The 19,762-nt window shown below is 41.9% G+C and carries 18 protein-coding genes; 13 read left to right on the top strand and 5 right to left on the bottom strand.

All coding sequences use genetic code 11. From position 1 onward, the window contains the following. Nucleotides 1-85: 85 nt before the first annotated feature. From HFA01_RS15695 to HFA01_RS15675, 5 genes are all read left to right on the top strand, one after another. Nucleotides 86-709 carry a cupin domain-containing protein gene (locus HFA01_RS15695; RefSeq protein ID WP_146818029.1) on the top strand — a complete coding sequence of 208 codons (624 nt, stop codon included), beginning with the start codon at nucleotides 86-88 and terminating at the stop codon, nucleotides 707-709. After that, nucleotides 709-1,437, top strand: a complete 729-nt coding sequence (locus HFA01_RS15690; RefSeq protein ID WP_146818027.1) for an alpha/beta fold hydrolase — start codon at nucleotides 709-711, stop codon at nucleotides 1,435-1,437. The genes HFA01_RS15695 and HFA01_RS15690 overlap by 1 nt, the downstream gene beginning before the upstream one ends. Then, nucleotides 1,434-2,192, top strand: a complete 759-nt coding sequence (locus tag HFA01_RS15685) for an HpcH/HpaI aldolase family protein (RefSeq protein ID WP_146818025.1) — start codon at nucleotides 1,434-1,436, stop codon at nucleotides 2,190-2,192. The genes HFA01_RS15690 and HFA01_RS15685 overlap by 4 nt, the downstream gene beginning before the upstream one ends. 461 nt (nucleotides 2,193-2,653) lie before the next feature. Then, entirely contained in the window at nucleotides 2,654-2,932 is a 279-nt protein-coding gene (locus HFA01_RS15680) for a hypothetical protein (RefSeq protein WP_146818023.1), read from the top strand. A 175-nt stretch (nucleotides 2,933-3,107) separates the two neighbouring features. Then, nucleotides 3,108-4,334 (top strand): DUF819 family protein, encoded by a 1,227-nt coding sequence (locus HFA01_RS15675; RefSeq protein WP_146818021.1) that lies wholly within the window; start codon nucleotides 3,108-3,110, stop codon nucleotides 4,332-4,334. 408 nt (nucleotides 4,335-4,742) lie between these two features. On the opposite strand, the gene HFA01_RS15670 is transcribed toward HFA01_RS15675, so the two are convergent. Further along, entirely contained in the window at nucleotides 4,743-5,369 is a 627-nt protein-coding gene (locus tag HFA01_RS15670; RefSeq protein ID WP_146818019.1) for a DUF1643 domain-containing protein, read from the bottom strand. A gap of 622 nt (nucleotides 5,370-5,991) precedes the next feature. On the opposite strand from HFA01_RS15670, the gene HFA01_RS15665 reads away from it, so the two are divergent. After that, nucleotides 5,992-6,732: a TIR domain-containing protein gene (locus tag HFA01_RS15665; protein WP_146818017.1), complete on the top strand. Its 741-nt coding sequence runs from the start codon at nucleotides 5,992-5,994 to the stop codon at nucleotides 6,730-6,732. Nucleotides 6,733-7,196: 464 nt separating this feature from the next. Here HFA01_RS15665 and HFA01_RS15660 read toward each other — a convergent pair whose 3' ends face one another. Both HFA01_RS15660 and HFA01_RS15655 read right to left on the bottom strand, forming a co-directional pair. Then, nucleotides 7,197-8,324 (bottom strand): toxic anion resistance protein, encoded by a 1,128-nt coding sequence (locus HFA01_RS15660; protein WP_146818015.1) that lies wholly within the window; start codon nucleotides 8,322-8,324, stop codon nucleotides 7,197-7,199. A 53-nt stretch (nucleotides 8,325-8,377) separates the two neighbouring features. Then, on the bottom strand, nucleotides 8,378-9,232 hold the full coding sequence (locus HFA01_RS15655; protein ID WP_146818013.1) for a hypothetical protein: 855 nt from the start codon (nucleotides 9,230-9,232) through the stop codon (nucleotides 8,378-8,380). Nucleotides 9,233-10,223: 991 nt separating this feature from the next. Here HFA01_RS15655 and HFA01_RS15650 point away from each other — a divergent pair. From HFA01_RS15650 to HFA01_RS15630, 5 genes are all read left to right on the top strand, one after another. Beyond that, entirely contained in the window at nucleotides 10,224-11,519 is a 1,296-nt protein-coding gene (locus HFA01_RS15650) for a hemolysin family protein (protein WP_246139348.1), read from the top strand. 220 nt (nucleotides 11,520-11,739) lie between these two features. After that, entirely contained in the window at nucleotides 11,740-12,087 is a 348-nt protein-coding gene (locus HFA01_RS15645; protein WP_146818009.1) for a DUF4260 domain-containing protein, read from the top strand. A gap of 12 nt (nucleotides 12,088-12,099) precedes the next feature. Continuing rightward, on the top strand, nucleotides 12,100-12,867 hold the full coding sequence (locus HFA01_RS15640; protein WP_146818007.1) for an aminoglycoside adenylyltransferase domain-containing protein: 768 nt from the start codon (nucleotides 12,100-12,102) through the stop codon (nucleotides 12,865-12,867). Between the two features lie 222 nt (nucleotides 12,868-13,089). Next, complete coding sequence (locus tag HFA01_RS15635; RefSeq protein ID WP_146818005.1) at nucleotides 13,090-13,986, top strand: hypothetical protein; 897 nt, start codon at nucleotides 13,090-13,092, stop codon at nucleotides 13,984-13,986. Between the two features lie 589 nt (nucleotides 13,987-14,575). Then, on the top strand, nucleotides 14,576-14,842 hold the full coding sequence (locus tag HFA01_RS15630; RefSeq protein WP_146818003.1) for a hypothetical protein: 267 nt from the start codon (nucleotides 14,576-14,578) through the stop codon (nucleotides 14,840-14,842). A 226-nt stretch (nucleotides 14,843-15,068) separates the two neighbouring features. Here the strand turns inward: HFA01_RS15630 and HFA01_RS15625 are convergent, their stop codons facing one another. Beyond that, a complete protein-coding gene (locus HFA01_RS15625) occupies nucleotides 15,069-16,067 on the bottom strand; it encodes a tRNA dihydrouridine synthase (protein ID WP_146818001.1) in 999 nt (332 codons plus the stop codon). Between the two features lie 281 nt (nucleotides 16,068-16,348). On the opposite strand from HFA01_RS15625, the gene HFA01_RS18965 reads away from it, so the two are divergent. Then, a complete protein-coding gene (locus HFA01_RS18965) occupies nucleotides 16,349-16,522 on the top strand; it encodes a hypothetical protein (RefSeq protein WP_167506259.1) in 174 nt (57 codons plus the stop codon). A gap of 38 nt (nucleotides 16,523-16,560) precedes the next feature. Here the strand turns inward: HFA01_RS18965 and HFA01_RS15620 are convergent, their stop codons facing one another. Next, nucleotides 16,561-18,255: an N-acetylmuramoyl-L-alanine amidase gene (locus tag HFA01_RS15620; protein WP_146817999.1), complete on the bottom strand. Its 1,695-nt coding sequence runs from the start codon at nucleotides 18,253-18,255 to the stop codon at nucleotides 16,561-16,563. Nucleotides 18,256-18,463: 208 nt separating this feature from the next. On the opposite strand from HFA01_RS15620, the gene HFA01_RS15615 reads away from it, so the two are divergent. Then, the gene (locus HFA01_RS15615) at nucleotides 18,464-19,678 is read left to right on the top strand and encodes an EAL domain-containing protein (protein ID WP_146817997.1); all 1,215 of its coding nucleotides are present in this window, start codon (nucleotides 18,464-18,466) and stop codon (nucleotides 19,676-19,678) included. The last annotated feature ends 84 nt before the right edge of the window (nucleotides 19,679-19,762 follow it).

The following is a 19,762-nucleotide window of genomic DNA, read 5'->3' as shown; positions in this document are numbered from 1 at the left end:
AGTAGTTCCTCTCCGCAGTTAGGGAGGGGAGCAGTCTCAGTAAAAATAAAAACAATGAATCATAGAATCGGAAAGGAAGGATTGTATGGAAAATCAACAGCCGAAAGTGAAAAAATCCGTAACTAATGAAGAAATGGAGAAAAACTGGATTGTTCGCTTTGATGAGTTAAAATCAAAATCGATTCCTTTAATGTTTATAGACAGCATCATCCCTGGGCACCAACGATTAAATTATGCCTTAATCGGTGATACAGCCAGTGAAAACGACAAATATTCTCCGGAAATTACAGAACCCCATGGTTTTCAAATTGGAATGGTGAAGGCACCGCCTGGAAATGGCCCGGCCTTTCATAGCCACGATTATATTGAGGCCTTTGTTCCATTGACTGGAAAGTGGCGCTTTTATTGGGGCGATGGTCCAGAAGAAATAGAAGGGGAAACGATTATTGATGAATGGGATATGATTTCTTTACCTCCAGGGTTATGGAGAGGATTTGAAAATATCAGCGAGGAAGATGCTTGGTGCTTTGCTGTCTTAGAACAACACAAAGTGTATGACGGGAAAGATCCATACTGGGCGCCCGAAATCATTAAGCAAGCCTCGGAATATGGATTCCATGCCGATGAAAAAGGAAAAATGATCAAACCTGATAATTTTGAAGAATTAGAGAAACAAATAGCTGAAAAACTTCGGTCTGGAGAAAAGTAATGGTTCACAAAACCCCACTACTCCTTCTGCCAGGCACCTTATGTGATGAACGTTTATGGAAGCATCAACTAGCAAGCCTTGACGACATTGCAGATATGACTGTCATTGACCTTACAGTAGCTACGTCTATAAAGGAGCTGGCTCACTCTGTACTGGAAAGAGCTCCAGATACTTTTGCGATTGCTGGATTATCATTAGGGGGCATCGTAGCGATGGAAGTCGTCCGTCAAGCACCAGAGCGCGTCAGCAAAATTGCTCTTCTTAATTCGAATCCATATGCCCCCCGACCTGAGCAATTGGAAACATGGGATCACCTCGAGCACTTGGTGGAACAAGGAAGGTTTATGGAAGTCTTGAAAGAAAAATTATTGCCTAATTTGATTCATCCCAATCGACAACAGGATGAGAGGTTAGTCTCGACCATAGTAAGCATGGCAGAAAAGATTGGGCCTGAGGCCTATATACGCCAGCTTAAAGCCGTTGCTACAAGATCAGATACTAGACAGAACTTGGAGCAGTTACAGTGCGACACTCTTTTATTGACAGGGATGCAAGATAACGTGTGCCCACCGGCTTATCATGAAGAAATGGAAGAATTAATACCAAACTCTACCTTGAAAGTCATTGATCAATGCGGCCATTTGAGCAGTTTAGAGCAGCCGGAGGCAGTGAGCGGAGCTTTGCGTGCCTGGTTATTAGAAAAAAACGAAGGGAGGAATGACTTTTGAAGAATCCGCTGAAAGAAAAATTGGAGAATGGTAAAAGTGTATTAGGGAGCTTTTTAGGGATTTATTCTCCGCCACTAGTGGAGATGATCGGGTATGCTGGTTATGATTTTGTTGTTATTGATGATGAACACGGTGCATTCAGCACAACTGAATTGGAAGATATGATTCGTACCGCTGATTCCGTTGACCTTGTGCCAATCGTTCGTGTTTCCTATGATCAATCGAGTGTACAGAAGGCATTAGACCGTGGAGCATTAGGTATCCAAGTACCGATGATCAATACGAAGGAAGAGGCAGAAGAAGCAGTAGAAAAAGCAAAATACCCTCCCAGAGGTCGGAGAGGAGCAGCCTATTCACACCGCGCTGCACACTATGGAAAAGAAAAAGGTAAAAAGTTTTTAGATGAATCAGATGAAGAAATTTTAGTCATTCCTCACATCGAAACTTTAGAAGCGGCAGAAAATTTTCACGAAATTATCAATGTTGAAGGGATAGATTTCCCTTTTATTGGAACCACAGACTTGTCGGTCAATATGGGGTATAAAGAGGAAGGACCAAATCACCTAGAAGTTAGGAAGGTTGTAGAAAGGATTTACAAGGAAGCCAAAGAGCGAAATATTAAAATAGGTACGGTTGCTAATGATGCGATCGGGGCTAACAATGCCTATGATAAAGGGGCTTCTTATGTAGGGATTGTCGCCATAAATGTAATTACAAATGCTTTAGGGGATGTTTTGCAATCAACTAACAAATAGATACAATTCACTGTGAACAACGGAATCAAAATTCCTATTATCAGCGATATTTGGCTGGCTGTATGCCAGCCTTTTTCTTTTTCCTCAGAAGTTAAAAGTCGTGGAATGATGGATTAGACGATCCAGTGTGGCCGTTTGCTAAACTTCATCCCCAAGGATCTTACTCCATTCTGAATGTGACCGCCCCCTTGCGTTGGTATTATCCTTCAGCACATATAATACGGCGAAGATCCCCAAGCTGGCAGTTCGGGAATGCATGGTTGATGTGGTTGCGAGGAACGAAAAGGTGATCAATTACGAGGAGCTCTTCTTACGTTACCAAGACCTCTCGAATTATGAGGAGAATAAATTGGTCCATCTCTACGAATATTCAATTTAGAACGGATTGCGACTCATTAGTTGCAGGTAATTTCTTCCTTTTGTCGAAATGGTTCATATCCATAAAAAAGAGGAGAGAAGGAATGAGAACTAAAAAAGAAAAAATGACTAGTAAGGAGCCAGAGCACGAGACAGACTATTGTACCATTTGGAAACGTGCCAGTGTAAAAATTGAAGAGGACAGGTTTGCAGCTATCGAATTAATTACTGTAAAGGAGTTGAATCGTGAAGAAATCAGATTCGCTTATTATAAGTTAGACAAGAATGGGAATTTACGTTTAATTCCCAGACCCCTTGATGTAACTTACTCGGAATTCAATAAGCTTATTAAAGAAGCAAAAGAGAAAAAGATAATAGATTAGCAGTTACAGGTCACTGTTGGGGGCCTATTTTATATTTTAATTAAATAGCTATAAGTTAGCTTGAAAGTGCCTGCCCCCAAACCATTAACACTTTAGTGAAGTGTAGTGGGGGCAGGCACTTTCTTTGGGGCTATGACAACGCCAGACTTTTAAAAATTAAAGAGAGGTGAACAAATTGGATAACACTTTAATATCGTCAGACAATACGTGGGCGCTCTGGTCTTTTCTGACAGGGTGGGCTGCCATCAGCATTTATTTGGAGCAAAAGTACAAATGGGCATCGAAAATTTCCGGAGCCATAATTGCATTAATCGGAGCCATGGTATTAGCCAATTTAAATGTAATCCCGCTTGAGTCAAGTGTGTATGATGCTGTATGGAATTATGTAGTACCGTTGGCGATACCGTTATTATTGTTTCAAGCGAATATCAAGAAAATTTGGCAGGAAAGCGGACGTATGCTGACGATCTTCCTGTTAAGCTCCATCGGTACTGTTGCTGGTACCATAATCTCATTTATGCTCTTAAAAGATAACATTCCCCATCTGGATAAAATCGGTGCCATGATGGCAGGATCCTATACGGGTGGTGGCGTAAACTTTGCAGCCATGGCCGCAAAATTCGAGACACCAAGTGACCTTGTTTCGGCTACCGTTGTTGCAGACAATATGATGATGGCCACCTTCTTCTTTGTTCTAATGGCTATCCCGACATTTTCATTTTTCCGCGATAAATTCAAAACCCCTCATATTGATGAGGTGGAGTCGGACGTTGCTGGAGATGAGAGTGAAACGCAGGCCGCTTCTTTCTGGAAAGGAAAAGAAATATCATTAAAAGATATTGCTATCAGTGTGGCGAGTGCATTCGCTCTTGTTACAGTATCCTTTAATCTCGCTGACTTTTTTGCCGGAGTCCTACCTGGTGGCGAGGATATAAACATCATTTATCAGGTGCTGGGTGGTATCATCGGTGATCGTTATCTGATGCTTACGACACTTACCGTGCTGGCCGTCTCATTGTTCCCGAGACAATTCGAAAGCATCAAAGGAACACAGGAACTTGGGACGTTCTTGATTTATTTATTCTTTGTGGTCATCGGGGTACCAGCATCCATCGCAATCGTAGTCACAACATCACCTTTATTATTGGTATTTGTTTTAATCATCGTTCTGATGAATGTGCTAGTCTCTCTGGTATTAGGTAAACTGTTTAAATTTAGTTTAGAGGAGACCCTTCTTGCGAGTAACGCAAACATGGGAGGTCCGACAACAGCTGCAGCTATGGCGATTGCCAAAGGCTGGCATAAGCTGATTGTACCGATTCTTCTTGTTGGTACGCTGGGGTATATCCTTGGAAACTATATTGGAACAGGGCTTGGGTTCTGGTTTCAGAATTTATTGTGAATCAAGTGAAGGGGGGAATTTGTGAAGGTGTTCTAAGTTAGCCAATATTTATGAGTGGGGATATGGTTATGGGCTGTTGCTTTTAATAGTTTCGAAAATGTAGGAAAACTACAAGAAGACAAGTGTTCTATGAAAAAGTAATAAACCTTTGAGGAAGTTCCAGCCCCCATTCCGTTAACACTTTAGTGAAGTGGGGGTCAGGCACTCTCAAAAATATGAACCACCCTGCCAATCACCGAGCTTATCAACATAGGCGTCCAAGTTTGACGTACGAGAGGACGGGCTTAGTAGTGGTTGAAATGGTTATTCATGGTGAGTTGACTTGTGTTGACCATCTCATGTTTCTTACGTCCCGCTCCTTTTTCCCTCTCCCGATGTTTCGACGTAGAAAAGGGGGAGTACTGATTTTTATAGTACTATTAAGCTATTCTTTACAAGACACTTGTGATGATTGATAGCAAAATGCTCACTATTTGGATTAGGGTGTCTAGGATACTTATTCTTGATAAGGATATTATTAGATTGTGAGGTTTCAAATACATAAATATTTCCTTCGTAATAATTCTCAACTACGTTCAACAACTTACTTGTTTCAATATCATAATAATTTGCCTTATCATTAGAGTCCCCACTGCACTGCCCATATCCTAGGAACAAATGATTGGTTGATTTAAGTGATTTCATTATCTCTTGTATATTTTTATTCATTGCAGAATAATATTCTGTTTGTGGTAATTTATTAATAAGCGAATAAATCTTATTAGATTTTGGCTCATAAAAAGGGTAAAGGTTATAATACCTTACCCAATGAATCTCAGGAATTTTTTTATATATATATTTCGTAACAAAGTTTATTGTATCATCTGAATAAGTACTATCTGCTGAACTTGGATTCATAAGTATGCACGTTGCAATCTCTCTTCTCAAAGGCACTATTAATGATGTTCTAATTTCAACTTGATCGTTAATAGAAGTCTTTTTAGCCTTTATACTTTTGCTTCTTACTATTTTAGAGTCATATTTCTTTTTAACCATAAATCCCCATCCTTTTTAAGCAGATATCATAAATATAGTTCGATAGTATTATAACTGTAATTAGATTATTTCCTCATTAATTCGACAAAAAAACGAAAATTCCTGCTATATGAGATGTAAGTCAATATCTCACTTAACAGCTAGATTATTAATTATCTTAAGGAGTCAACTTCGGCCCATAAGTTCTTATTATTATTTTACGAATCGATGTAAACGATAGTTACATCTTAATTAGATTTTGCAACGACTATAAAAACCTTTACCTTTTCCAATAAATAGTACCAAACCCAGCTAAGCTAAAGTATTAACGCATTGGAGATCAGGTACCAACATAGGAATAAATAAACTTTTAAAGAGTAGTGGCTTCGGTAGACTCGGCATAACACGGAGCATAACTTTCAAAAGGCTTTTTTTTCTATTTATTTGGAAATGTTTAACTTTAGTAATGATATAATTAAGGTATGATTATGAACTAATGATTCAGATATATGTAGTATGATTTTCCATCATATTTAACTTAAGTAAAGACCTAGTAGAATCTTAATATAATGGCTGATTAGATTAATAGGAAGGTTAAAAGTAATAATTAGTTAAAGAATAGAGAATAGAAAGGTTGACACAAATGACAGATAAACTTGGCAGTGAAGTATCTGCAAACAAAATAAGTGATAGGGTAAATAAATTAGCTAGGGAATACAATACTAATGAATTAAAAATTGACTGGATAAAAATTGGTTACGGTGGTATTTTATGGAACATTAGAGAGACTGATATAATTGATTTTAATGAGGGATTAAAATCTCTTGTAAGACAAGGCAACATATCTTTTGTAGATCAAAATAGGTTTCGAGTAAATTTCACCGAAAAAATTAATAAACAAGAGGATAATCAAATGAATAATCAGGTAGATTCCAAAAGTGATAAAACTAAAGTGTTTATTGTGCATGGTCGTGATAATCTAGCAAAAATAGAAGTAGCGAGGTTTATTGAAAAATTAGGATTAACTCCAATCATTCTTCACGAACAGGAAAGTAAAGGAAAAACAATTATTGAGAAAATTGAAGAGTATTCAAATGTTGGGTTTGGGGTTGTGTTATACACTCCGTGTGACATTGGTGGAAAAAAAGATGATAAGGATAATTTACAGCCTAGAGCAAGGCAAAATGTAGTATTTGAACATGGATTATTAATGGGGAAAATCGGTAGGGAAAATGTTGCTGCCCTTGTAAAAGAATCAATTGAGACTCCTAATGATATTTCTGGTGTAGTTTATATTACTATGGATCAATATAATGGATGGCAATTGTTATTAGTAAAAGAATTAAGTAACTCGGGATATGAAGTAGATAGTAATCGTTTATAACATAATTAAAAAAATATAACAGAATACAATAAATAAACTGTATATACCAAATTGGAATAAATTTTAAGTTTACCACCAACATCTCATGTATTGCCACATACACTCCGGACATGTGGAGTGTGTGAACAATGTTGACAGATTATCTGCTTGAAATGCTAACAATTTGCTAAGCAATTCAATAAAAAAACTGTGAAATCAAGTTAAATATGTTACAACAGGATTCAACAAAACGCTTATTTAACGAATTATACGCACACAGCGTGCTAAAAATTACAAGCTCTCAACTTACGGACGGTATGATGTAAGTACTCCCTAGTGCTAAATTTCACAAGTTAATTAAATTGTCATCTAACATGACTTTGATTGGTAAGTGTTACGAAAGAACTTTTGCGTTATCACTTAGCTGAACAGGGTCAAGCATTGATACGAATATGGCATAAGCCAGCAAATAAACAAAGAGCGCTTCAGTCACGAAGCGCTCTTTCTCTATGGTTACCAGTCTGGGACAATCTTTTCCGAACATTCTCATTCAAAGCATCCATCTCTTCAATGAACTGCTCACTCGAAGCAATAATTCTCTCCGATGACTGCTCCGTCGTCTTCAATGCATCAAAAACGTTATCAAAAGACTCCTGTAAAGCTTCCATACTGATCGCCGGATTCTCCATCATCTCTGTCGTCTCTTGCGCATTCTCCTTCAAATTCCTGGAGTTCGAAAGCAGCATCTCCTCGGTCGCTTTATTGACGCCGTTCACTGTATCGATCACTTTCCGCTGATTATTCAAGGCGAGCTGGATCGAAGCGGAAACGGTAATGATATTTTTGGTCAGCGTCACCGCATTACGGATCGATTCCTTCAGCTTTTCATTGTTTTTCTTAATGATATCGACAGAAGAAATACTCTGATGCAGCACACTCTTTATCTGCGTCATGTTTCTCGTCCGCGTAATGATTTTCTCTTTTCCTTCGGTTAGAAGGGCCAAATCGTATTCGCCGGTCGCTTCTTTTTCCTTCAAAAGCTCAAACAGCTTCTTACCGAGATAGATCTGCTTGTCCAGGTCATAAATCCGCTTCTGGGCATTTTCTTTAATCAGCTGTAATTCGACGCTGTCTTCTTCCAGGCGGTCTTTCCCGGCTAGGAGACTGCGGACCACCATATCAATCTTTGAGTCCACCGTTTCATATTTCTTCATGTAGCGGTCGATGGGCTGCTTTTTGCTTAGTTTATAAAAGAACTTCTGCACGCCATTACCTTCTGTGCGCTTCGGATCAAGGTCCGATACGATCGTTTCGAGTTCTCTCAGCGAATCAGGGATGTCGTTGTTGCCTTTGGTCATGAGGTCGTTGACCGGGCGTTTCAACGTTTCCATCGTTTCGCCGGCGACGCGCTGTTCTTTTTCTCCGAGGTCTCCGAGTTCTCTCATCACATCAGATAGGGAATCATCTCTGGATGAGTCGAACCTTCCTGCGTAGGCTTCGGCTTCTTCGTTCAGGCGGTCGATATCTTCTTTATCAATAAGCGTCATCGCTTCTCTCAGGTCCTGTTGGTTCATTTCCGCTTCTTTGTCTTTATAGGGAGAATGTTTACTCATGTTCATACCTCCTGTATGTCATTCGTTGGCTTTAAGAAAAACAAAATGGCCGTTTACTCTCGTGAGAGGAAGTTTTCGTCTTCCTTATTGTATTTGGAAGCAATGATTCCTTTGCTTCTGGCAAAGTTCTGCTTATGGCTTTCTTCTTCTTTACGCTCCAGTGTTTCAATGAACTTCTGCAAATCATACATTGTTTCTACCAGTTCATGTTTCCGATTTTCCTTATTCTCATGTGACAATCGCTGAAACGAGGCGATGAATTCAGGGACGTCTTTGTCCATCATCGTCTCAAGGGCGTATTGTTCTTCGATATCGAGTTCTTCCATTCGTCTGAACTGTTTCTCTGTCCGTTCCTTCAAAGACGTCCATTCCTGTTGAAGATCAGGATGGTTCTCGAGAAACGGGAAGTCCCAGTTTTCGAAGATCGGTTCCTCCGGATGTTCAAATGTTGTACTCTCTACAGATACTTCCATGTGCTCGACATAGGTATTTACATGTTTGAACAGTACCTCTGAAAAATCTCTCAGTGTGCCTCCGAGTCCTTTTTTTCTCGTGAATTCTTCTTTCAGAAAAGTAGGGAGGAAGGCTTTTTCTTCTTCAATCCATTCAAAACGGCCCAGCAGCATTTTCGGCGGCTTGCCGTAAAACTCGAGGGTTCCCCGGAATGTGTTGGACTTCGGAATCACGGCGGAGAATAAGACCCCGTTCCAAAACCCATCCATAATATATCTCTTCTTCATCTCTACCAGTTCTTCTATATCCAGATCGAAATAAACAGGGCGTTTCCCTTTGATCACCTGCTTCATATCTCTCATCGTTTGAAAATCGATGTAGCGCTGATATTCGGAGGTATGTGGCATGAATGTTCTTTCCAAATTCTCAAGCATAAAAGAGTTGAGGTTTTCCATGCTTCGTCAGCCCCTTTTCCGTCTTTCCTTTTTCCACGACTAAATGAATCTATGATACTTCAAGAATACCACAAAATGGGGTTTCAGACTAAGATATACCTACGTCTCCACCTACTGAAGAGGAGGTAGGGGAGCCGTGGGATATTTTTCATTCGTGAGGCAATTATTCTGCACTTATTATGGATATACGTAAGGACGTGGTGCAACGTTTCACCATCTTGTATAAATCTCTCCAACGATTTTGAGCTTAGTATGGAAAGGAAATTGAGAATCTGTTCCTTTTATTTACATTTACTAGTTGATTAACATCCAGGGATGCTGTATGATAATTTTACAGTTTATGAGTATAGACTGTGCTTAGAAAAGCTCATATACTCCAAAGGGGAGTAGCTTACAGTTATGTCGACATCACGTGGTCGTTCGGCCGCCGGCTTAACTGGCAACTTAGAGTTGTTTGCGAGACCTTTGCCATTTTAGGTAAAGGGTTGAAATACATACATACCAAAGACCTTTACCATTGATTGGTAAAGGTCTTTTTTAGTTTTACATCGGGCGATGATGAACCTTTATTATGGAGCAAGAAATTTTAAGTTAAAAAAAGAAAAATGGCATATGATTTACAAAGTGCTTCATTCAATTTTTAGGAGGGCAACTAAACTGAAGAAGACGCATTTGATTTTTATGATTAGGGCACCCGAAATTCAGCCTCTTTCTTATTTCCTGGAAAAATCAATACAAGTTCAAGGTGTGTGTTCTCTTATGAGTTTTACCTGAATCGCATTCCCGAAAATGTACCTTCTAGCTTTGAATGGCGGACTTTAAAGCTGTGTGATTGGAGAAAGCAGATCAGGTGTTAAGATGCAGATGAATGATAAATCAGTTTTTAAATAAGGGAAAATTAGTCATAAAAGGTACTGGATCCATCTGAGGGATCATTAAATATGGAGGTGAATCCCTGCTTTTTGGGGACTTATTGGATATTCAACTCGTCATGAATTTATTTTTAGTGGTGCTTTTAATCGTTTTGACTGCTTTTTTTGTAGGCTCAGAGTTTGCCGTTGTCAAAGTAAGGATGTCACGATTAGACCAATTAATCGATGAAGGAAATAAAAAGGCACGGAAAGCAAAAAAGGTAGCGGAAGATCTGGATTATTACCTTTCTGCCTGTCAACTGGGGATCACGGTCACAGCCTTAGGTCTTGGCTGGTTAGGGAAACCGACCGTAGAGAAGCTTTTGTATCCTTTATTTGATAACCTAGGCATATCACAAGCTTTGGCCGCTGTTGTTTCGTTTGTTGTCGCATTCTCCCTCGTTACATTCTTACATGTAGTGATCGGGGAATTGGCACCCAAAACGTTAGCGATTCAATTTGCAGAAAAAATGACATTGTTATTGGCGCCCGCTCTCTATTGGTTTGGGAAACTCATGTTTCCATTCATTTGGACACTAAATGGATCTGCGCGTATGTTTCTCCGTATTTTTGGCGTTGAACCAGCCGTTCATGATCAAGCCCACTCGGAAGAAGAGCTGAAAATTATCATGGCACACAGCTATCAAAATGGGGAAATCAATCAAACCGAACTAAACTATATGCAGAGGATTTTCACTTTTGATGAACGATTAGCCAAGGATATTATGGTACCTCGTACGGAAATGGTGACGTTAACGAAAGATATGACCCATGAGGATTTAATGAACGTTATTAAAACGTATAAACATACCCGATACCCTGTCACCGAAGATGGGGATAAAGATAATATTATCGGGTTCGTAAACGTTAAAAAGCTCCTTATGGATTATGATGGGGATCAGATCTCGCTATCAGAATACATTCAGCCGATCCCGTTCATGCTTGAGAATACACCTGTTCAGAACGTGTTGATGAACATGAAGAAAGAACGTGTTCATGTCACCCTGCTCCTTGATGAATATGGGGGAAGCGCTGGAATGGTGACGATGGAGGATATTTTAGAGGAAATCGTCGGTGATATCCGTGACGAATTCGATACCACTGAAACCGTGGATATTAAAAAGGTTGAAGAACACCTCTATCACATAAATGGAAAGACCCTGCTTTCGGAGATCGAGGAGGCCTTGAATATTTCATTCCGGGAAAGAGAAAAGATCGATACGATTGGTGGATGGCTGCAGATGCACAATGTGGAGGTTCATCCTCAAGGGAAAATAGAAAATGAAGGTTACTCCTGGACCATTCTCGAAACGGATCACTACCAGATTAAAAAGGTTGCCGTTCACTTGCCATCGAATGAACTGGAATTCCTATAGAATAGATATACTAGAAAAAAGTCCTCCAGCTTCATTGAAAGCAGGAGGGCTTTTCTGCTTTTCTTGTAGAAGAGAGGGCGGATTCTATTAAAAATTGTAAATCTCGTAAAAGTATCGAGTTTTATTCAAGGAAAAATGATATCTTTGTCATACAAGGATTTCCATCGGAATAGGAATGGATGGATATTGATATCGTCAATGTTGTATAGGAGGGGATCATATGCCGAGATTTCTCCTGCATGTAGAGGGTGCCATCGGATTAATTGCAAGTATGTATTTCTACCAGCAAAACGATTTCAGCTGGCTGGCCTTTGTCTTTCTTTTATTGGTGTTCGACATTTCCATGCTCGGCTATCTAGTAAATGAAAGCGCAGGGGCAGTCATCTATAATATCTCTCATAGCTACGTCCTACCTGTCGTTTTGCTCCTGGTGGCCATCACTATTTCTGTCGATTGGCTCCTGATGATCAGTCTCATTTGGACAGCTCATAACGGAATGGACAGGATGTTTGGTTACGGCTTGAAGTATCCCAGCGGTTTTAAAGACACCCATTTTCAAAAGGTTTAGGAGGGCGGAGAAATGATCGATTCTTTTCTCGTAGAATGTACAGAGAAATTCCATGAAATCATCGGAGAGAATTTAGTTGGCGTTTATTTACATGGCTCGCTCGTTTTAGGCGGGTTCATACCTGAACGGAGTGATGTCGACCTGATTGTCGTGACGGAACATCCCATGAGTAAGGAAGACGCGGAACAGGTCACAGGGTTTTTATTAGAAAAGTCAGGATCTCCCTTTCCAATTGAAATTTCCTTCATGAATCAACATCAACTCAATCATTGGCAGCATCCAAGTCCTTATGACTACCATTATAGCGAAGCTTGGCGGGAACGGTTTTTGAACGGTGGAGTTACATATTCAAATCATCATGAGAAAACGGACCCGGATTTAGCGGCCCATGTAACCATCCTTTCTCATAAAGGATGTGTTCTGTTCGGGAGGCCGATTACGGAGGTGTTTCCTTCGATTCCTGAAAAGGACTACCTGGATTCGATTCTGAATGACTATGAGGATTGTTTGGACGAAGTGTTGGATGATCCTGTTTATGCTGTATTGAATATCCTACGTGTCTATCTCTATTTGGAAGAGGGTAAGATTTACTCAAAGGATGAAGCTGGACGGCGGGCGATGCGTTCTTCTTTTTCTTCTACGATAGAAAAAGTACTGAAGAGAAGGAGAGGGGAAGAAGCTCCTTTATCTGAGGAAGAACTGCTGTTATTCCAAGAGTACTATCGAGAAGAAATAAAAAGGTTCCTCTACGTTAAGCACGGAGTACATAATGTGCAATAGCACCCTTTAAAAGGATGAATCAAAAAGCCATGCTGAATAACTCAGCATGGCTTTTTTACATTCAGATACAAACGAGAGTGGCATATTGAAGAAATTAAGTTTTCTTTACGCAGGGTATCAGGTAAGTATTAGAGTTTAGAGCATTTTTTTCAGGATCAAAGGTGAATGTTCCTTTACTTCGTGAAGAATGCAGAGGTTATGAGAAAGAAGTAGGGAATATGAATGGAAGGAGTGTTTAAAATAGGTTTATCATCCATGTCTATGAGTGAGATGCGAGTGGCAATGTCCCTTCTAAAAAAAGCGACCAATGTTCAAATTGAACTCAATCGAACACCTTTTAAGCGGGAGTTCATTGATCGAGCCACTCCTGTCGTTTGGTTCGGTGAAAATGTGCCAGGTAATATCGTAACAATCGGAACAAACCCTTCGTCACGAGAATTTCTAGGACGTGACAAGAAGTTATTAACGGGAAGTCAATCAAGATTGTACATTAGGAGTGAAGGGGTTTCTTTAGAGGATTACAAACAGGATGAACAACAGTTAAAAGCATCCATCAAGTATTTTCGTACATATTTTCATAGGAATACGGCGTACCGCAATTGGTTTGGAAAAGAAAACGGAGCGAAACTGGAAGGGTTCTTAAATGGCATGCGAGGCTCTTTGTATAAAACCAACGCTTACACGCCCGTTGTTCATACAGATTTCTTTCCTATTCCCACTAAATCACAGATGGGAAAGCTACGTGAAAAAAAGCAACTGTTACATGCAGCGTTTACTAAAAACCTCTTAGTAGAAACACTCGATTTCTTAGCCCCATCGTTAATCGTGGTTTTAGGGCGTGAACATTGTAAAAGGTTTGATACAATGAATACGAATGGAAAATTTGGTGAGGTAAAATCAGTGGATGATTTCCCGGCAGCCAGGTATCAACTGAGTACTTATTCTCGTTCAAAGATCCCAGTGGTTGGTCTTCACTTCAAGCCTTCCGAGCAGTTTCTTGGTTTAGGGGGAAAGAGTGACGTTAATGGTAGGAGCCATGGTGAATATGGAAAGCGATCTTCTCTCTATCATATAGGAAAAGAAATTCAAATGGATGTAGACCATACGATTATAGGATAGTGAAAGGCTTTAACTGGGAGGGAATAAGGTTTCCATTTTGTTTGTTCTTACCTAAACTCCCTTCTCAAAAATACCTTAATTATCGCCTTTCTGATAAGCATAATCAAAAGAGGTTATGGAGATGTTTCGAAAATATCAGCGAGGAAGATGTTTGGTGCTTTGCTATCTTAGAACTACATAAAATGTTTAAGGGAAAAGATCCATGAAGGGCAACCGAAAATATAGATCAAGCATCAGAAACTGGACGCCATGCCAATGAAAAAAGGGGGGAATGATTAAATCTGATCACTTTGAGGAATTGAAGAAACAAATAGTTTTAAAACTTTAGGCTGGGGAATGCTAATGGTTCACATACCCCCAGACTCCTTTTGACAGGAACCTTGTATGATGAACGTTGAAAATGTTCAACGAGCAAGTCTTGATGAAATGACAGATAGGACTGTCACAGACTTTACAGTGGCTTTGTCTTTAGAGGAGATGGATGATTGGTCAAAAACGTACTATCTTCCTCCCTCAAATTCATGTATAGTAGAAAAGGCATTCTTTAGCTTATGAAGCAAAAGATTAATTATTATTAGAGGTGAAACCTATGGACTACAATCAAATCACACAAAAAATAGAAGATATTGGCGGGAACTATATCACGATCTCTTACTTGCAGGCGACCGAGGAAGATGACTCGTTATATGACGTTTTCGTGAATGTATGGCCCAATAAAAGTATGAAGAGAAACTTCGAAACGATCGTCGTTAAAACCGATATCTCGATGGAAAAAGCTGAGAATATTTCTAAACGTCTGCATACATCATTGGGGCGTGTTTATGGAGATGTTCATTACACAGGACTCGAAGCTTAATATCTAAGCATTGAAAGCATGGATGGGATCCATGCTTTTTTTTATAATTATTCCTCCAGGGATTTACTCCATCCTCTTTTGAGGGTTATGTACTGTGCAAAAACGAGGCATCAGCAACGAACAAGGATGTGTGCTGGTCGCAGGATGTCGTGACACAGTTTTTACAATGATGAAAAAAGAGAGAAAAGCCTTGATGGCTTTTCTCTCTCGGAATTGGTTGCAATAATTAAGAAATGGAAAAACTTTGTTCTTCCTTCACTCCTGAGTTCTCGGTGAATTCATCAAGCAGAGCACGGACTTCATCCGTCGATTCTGTGCTCATCAGCTGATTTCTGAGTTCACTCGCCCCACGGAATCCGCGCACGTAAATCTTGAAGAAGCGGCGGAGCGGTTTGAAAAGACGCGGCTCGAGTTCTGCGGAATACTTATCATGCAGATCGAGCTGCAGACGCAGAAGGTCGAGCAGTTCTTCACTCGTGTGCTCTTTCTTCTCTGTTTCGAAGCAGAACGGGTTGTGGAAGACTCCACGTCCGATCATGACTCCGTCTACGCCGTACTTTTCAACAAGCTCAAGTCCTTTTTGACGGTCAGGGATGTCTCCATTGATTGTCAGAAGCGTGTGTGGAGCTATTTCGTCACGGAGTTTCTTGATCTCCGGGATCAGCTCCCAGTGTGCGTCGACATTACTCATTTCTTTTTTCGTACGAAGGTGGATGGAAAGGTTGACGATATCCTGTTCCAATAGGTGCTTCAACCATGTGCGCCATTCGTCCACTTCGGTATAACCGAGACGAGTTTTCACACTGACTGGAAGTCCACCAGCCTTGGATGCCTGGATGATCTCTGCTGCCACATCAGGACGGCGGATCAGTCCACAGCCTTTCCCTTTCGTCGCGACGTTCGGAGCAGGGCAGCCCATGTTGATATCGATTCCTTTATAGCCCATTTCCGCCATCCCGATACTCATCTGACGGAAGTATTCGGGTTTATCTCCCCAAATGTGGGCGACAATCGGCTGTTCATCTTCTGTGAACGTCAGACGCCCGCGTACGCTGTCTTTTCCTTTTGGATGGCAGTAGCTTTCCGTATTCGTGAACTCTGTGAAAAACACGTCAGGTCTCGCCGCTTCACTCACGACGTGTCGGAACACGACGTCCGTGACGGCCTCCATCGGTGCCAGGACAAAAAACGGTTTCGGCAACTCATGCCAGAAATTCTCTTTCATATCTATCTGAACCCTTTCTTTATTGAAAATAATCATAGTATTTTTGTAAATGTATTGTTTCTATTATATCCATTACCATTTAGGCAGGATTTGAACCATTATATACTTTAATGGTATCGCGTGAAAAGTGCAAGGGGAAGAGCTGGATTGTATCTTTAAAGGTGTTTATTGATGCCTTTAGATCATATATTTCTCCTTTAACTGGTATATGATGGACCAAAAGGGTTTGTCAGTAGCCTCTCCAGGTAATAGAGTCCTAAAGAATAGTATGGAGGGCTATTATGAATGATACGCTTATGTCAGTCATTATTATTCTATTGGTTTCAGCGGGTTGGGGAGCCATTATTCTTAGAGACTTTGATATAGCAAAAGGAATAACGAAGGGAAATGGTGTTCACCTCGTGGCTGCTGTAGGATTTGCTTTTTTACTCATTTGGATGGCAACAAGCTTATAATAATAGAAAAGCCAGTACTCCTAGAGTAGGAGACTGGCTCATTTTTTTATCTCATCAAGCACATCATTCAACTGCACGCGTTGCTCATCCATCTCTTCAAGCGCATGATTAATATTCCGCTCATGAAGCTGCAAAATCAGCTGTCCATACGTATCCCCGGGAACAGCCCACCGGCCGTTCAAGCGGGTCCACGTCGGTGCGATGCCGCGGGTGACGAGGTCGAAGCGCGGATCGACTTTTTCAAGTCCTGCAGGGATCGCTTCTATTGATGCATAGGCGTAAAGGTGTTGGATGTGGGCATGGACGCCTTCTTCAGGTGTTTCAAAAGTGGCTCCGCGAACGCCGCCACCGGTCGCACCGATGCCAGCGTAGTTGTTCTGGTCCGCTCGCACATCTCCAGTGAAGCGGAAGTAGTTGGTTTCATTTAGGGCCTGGGCATAAGCGACGTCGCCGCGGATGCCGTATGCTTCTCCATATTTCAAATAGAAGCGGCCGAGGTCAGGAGCGTCAGGGTTGACGGTTTTCGCGTAAGCATCGAGCTGGCAGGCTGTCAAATACATATCTCCGAGGATCTTGTAGCCCCCGTCGTCTACAGGTGGTTCCGGTTCTGGCTCGGGTTCAGGGTCCGGCACAGTCGGTGGCGTTGACCCTCCGCCGGTGATGAAGGCACCTGTAATGCCGATGGATTCGAGGCGTTCCACTTCGGCCTCTGCGTTTTCCCTGTCAGCGTAGGCTCCGGTCTGAACACGGTAATACGTGAGACCGTCGATCTCCGCCTGGACGATAAAGCCATCGATGCTTTCCTGGGCGAGAGCCGTGACTCTTTCTTCCGCATTCTCTCGGTTTCTGAACGACCCTGCGACCACACGGAACAAGTCATCTTCAGGCTCTTCCGGTTCCGGCTGTGGTGGGGCAGGGGGATCTTCTCCTCTGACGATGAAAGCATCCGTAATGCCGATGCGCTTGAGAAGCTCTACCTGTTCTTTCGCGTTTTCTTCATTAGAAAAAGCGCCTGTTTGCACTCGGTAATACGTTGTTCCTGAGATCGTCGTCGGTACGACAAAGCCAGGGAACCCTTGGGCGGCGAGCAACTCGATCCGTTGTTCGGCATTTTCGCGGTTCTGGAACGATCCTGCGATGACCCGGTACAAAACGTCGGGGTTCGGTGTTGGGGGAGGTGACGGCATTTCTGATAGATTGAGCGCATCCGCGACACCTTCTGCGATTCCGCGGCTCACATCATTGATGAAAGCAGAATTTCTGAGGAGGGCCAGGTCACCAGGGTTATCGACGAAAAGGACTTCAATGAGCAGGGAACTCATATCGGTCTCCCTCGTTACATAAAAATTGGCACGTTTTTTCCCACGATCGCGTACATTATATCCTCGGATGGCGCGGTAGGTGGAGTCGTGGATGATATTTTGATAGGTGCGTGTATTGGGACTGAGCGGTCCGTTATAGATATACGTTTCGAATCCGCTTCCTCCAGCCGCGTTGTTGTGAATCGATAGGAAAAAGTCGGCATTTTCACGATTGGCGAGACTTGTACGGGCCGCAAGGGATACCGTAGCGTCTGTTGTACGTGTCATGAGAACTCTCACTTGGTAATTCATCGAAAGGATGCGTTGGACATTCATGGCGATAGACAAATTAAAGGTCTTCTCCTGGAATCCGCGATAGGTTGCACCAGGATCAGACCCTCCGTGACCAGCATCTATGACAACAGTTTTCATAGTAGTCAGTCTCCTTTCAAGACTTCCCCGTATTATATGACTCTATCAGACGAATAGTATGGTCGTGTATATGGTATTTAGGAAGTTTCTAGTTCGTAAAGAAATTTCAATCATGGTTTTCTTCTTTTCCCTGTTGGGTTATCTTTTATTCAAAGAAAGAAGAATCATGTATAATGGGTACAGATAAAGAAAAGCAGGAGGGGGACACATGGATCCACTCGATATCTTAGGCAACTTACATAAAATCAGACCAGTCTTTCAGCCGATCGTCAGCGCCATCAATCAGGACGTCATCGGCCATGAAGTACTGGCGCGTTACGAAGAAAATGGCAAGTGGCACAGTCTCGGTCCTTTTTTTCTTGACCCTGATGTTCCGGAAGAATTCAAAGTCGAAGTCGATCAACATGTGCTGAGACTTGCCGTCGACCAGATTTTAGAAAAAGGGACCGACGGGCTGTTGTTCATCAACCGCAATGCCAAACAGCTGATGATCAATGACGGGGACGACCTGTTGCAATCGCTTCTTGAATATGAGCAAAAAGGGTTGGATATGAAGCGGGTCGTCATCGAAGTCACCGAGCACGATTTTGATGAGGAGTTCGAGACGTTGAACCATCTGCTTCTCTACTACAAAACCTACGGCATCCAGATCGCTGTCGATCATGTCGGGGCGAAGAGCTCGAACATCGACCGCATCCGCCAGCTGGAGCCGCATATTTTGAAAATCGATTCGAGAATCATCCGCCAGCAAAACGGCGACACGTTCCATGACATCATGTTCTCGCTGTCGATGCTTGCCCACCGTATTGGGGCGGCGCTCCTTTTTGAAAACATAGAAGATGACTACCAGCTCTATTTCGCATGGAAACATGGCAGCCGCTACTACCAGGGCTTCTATCTTGGGTATCCGTCTTTCCAACCGGTCACCCGGGAGTCACTGGCTCTCGATATCGGGGGGAAGATGGCCGGCTATGTCCAGCGTGAAAAGAGTCTGTTGCAGCAGCGCCATGATTTCATAAGAGCATGGGAGAAAAAAGTGAAGAACCTTCTGCCCAAGTGGGAAGGGCCGAAGAAATCCGACGTTTTCATCGAAGGCATCACCGAGGAGTTCGATGAGGAGAGCTTCCGGATGTTCGTCTGCCACATCGACGGTCAGCAAGTATCCTCGAACTTCAGGAAAAAGACCGATGTATGGGAGTTGGAACCGCACAAACGCGGATCCAATTGGGCGTTCCGTCCCTATTTCCTTGAAAACGTGATGCAGATGAAAGCGCTCAATACTGGCTTGCTTTCTGGTCTTTATTCCGATATCGAAACGAAGGAAATGGTGAGGACGTTCAGTTTCCCGCTGACGGATCAGCACTTCCTTTTCATCGATTTGAGGTATGCGTATCTTTATGAACACGAGTGTCTGCTTGCCTGATGCAGAGAAAGAGGTGCAGAGTCATGAGGATCCCCACGCCATTTGATACGTTCCTGTAGGGAGAGGGTGAATTCCTTGAGCCTC

It is taken from the genome of Halobacillus faecis (assembly GCF_007991335.1).
Taxonomy (GTDB): domain Bacteria; phylum Bacillota; class Bacilli; order Bacillales; family Halobacillaceae; genus Halobacillus; species Halobacillus faecis.
This window is presented reverse-complemented; position numbering and strand designations above follow the sequence as displayed.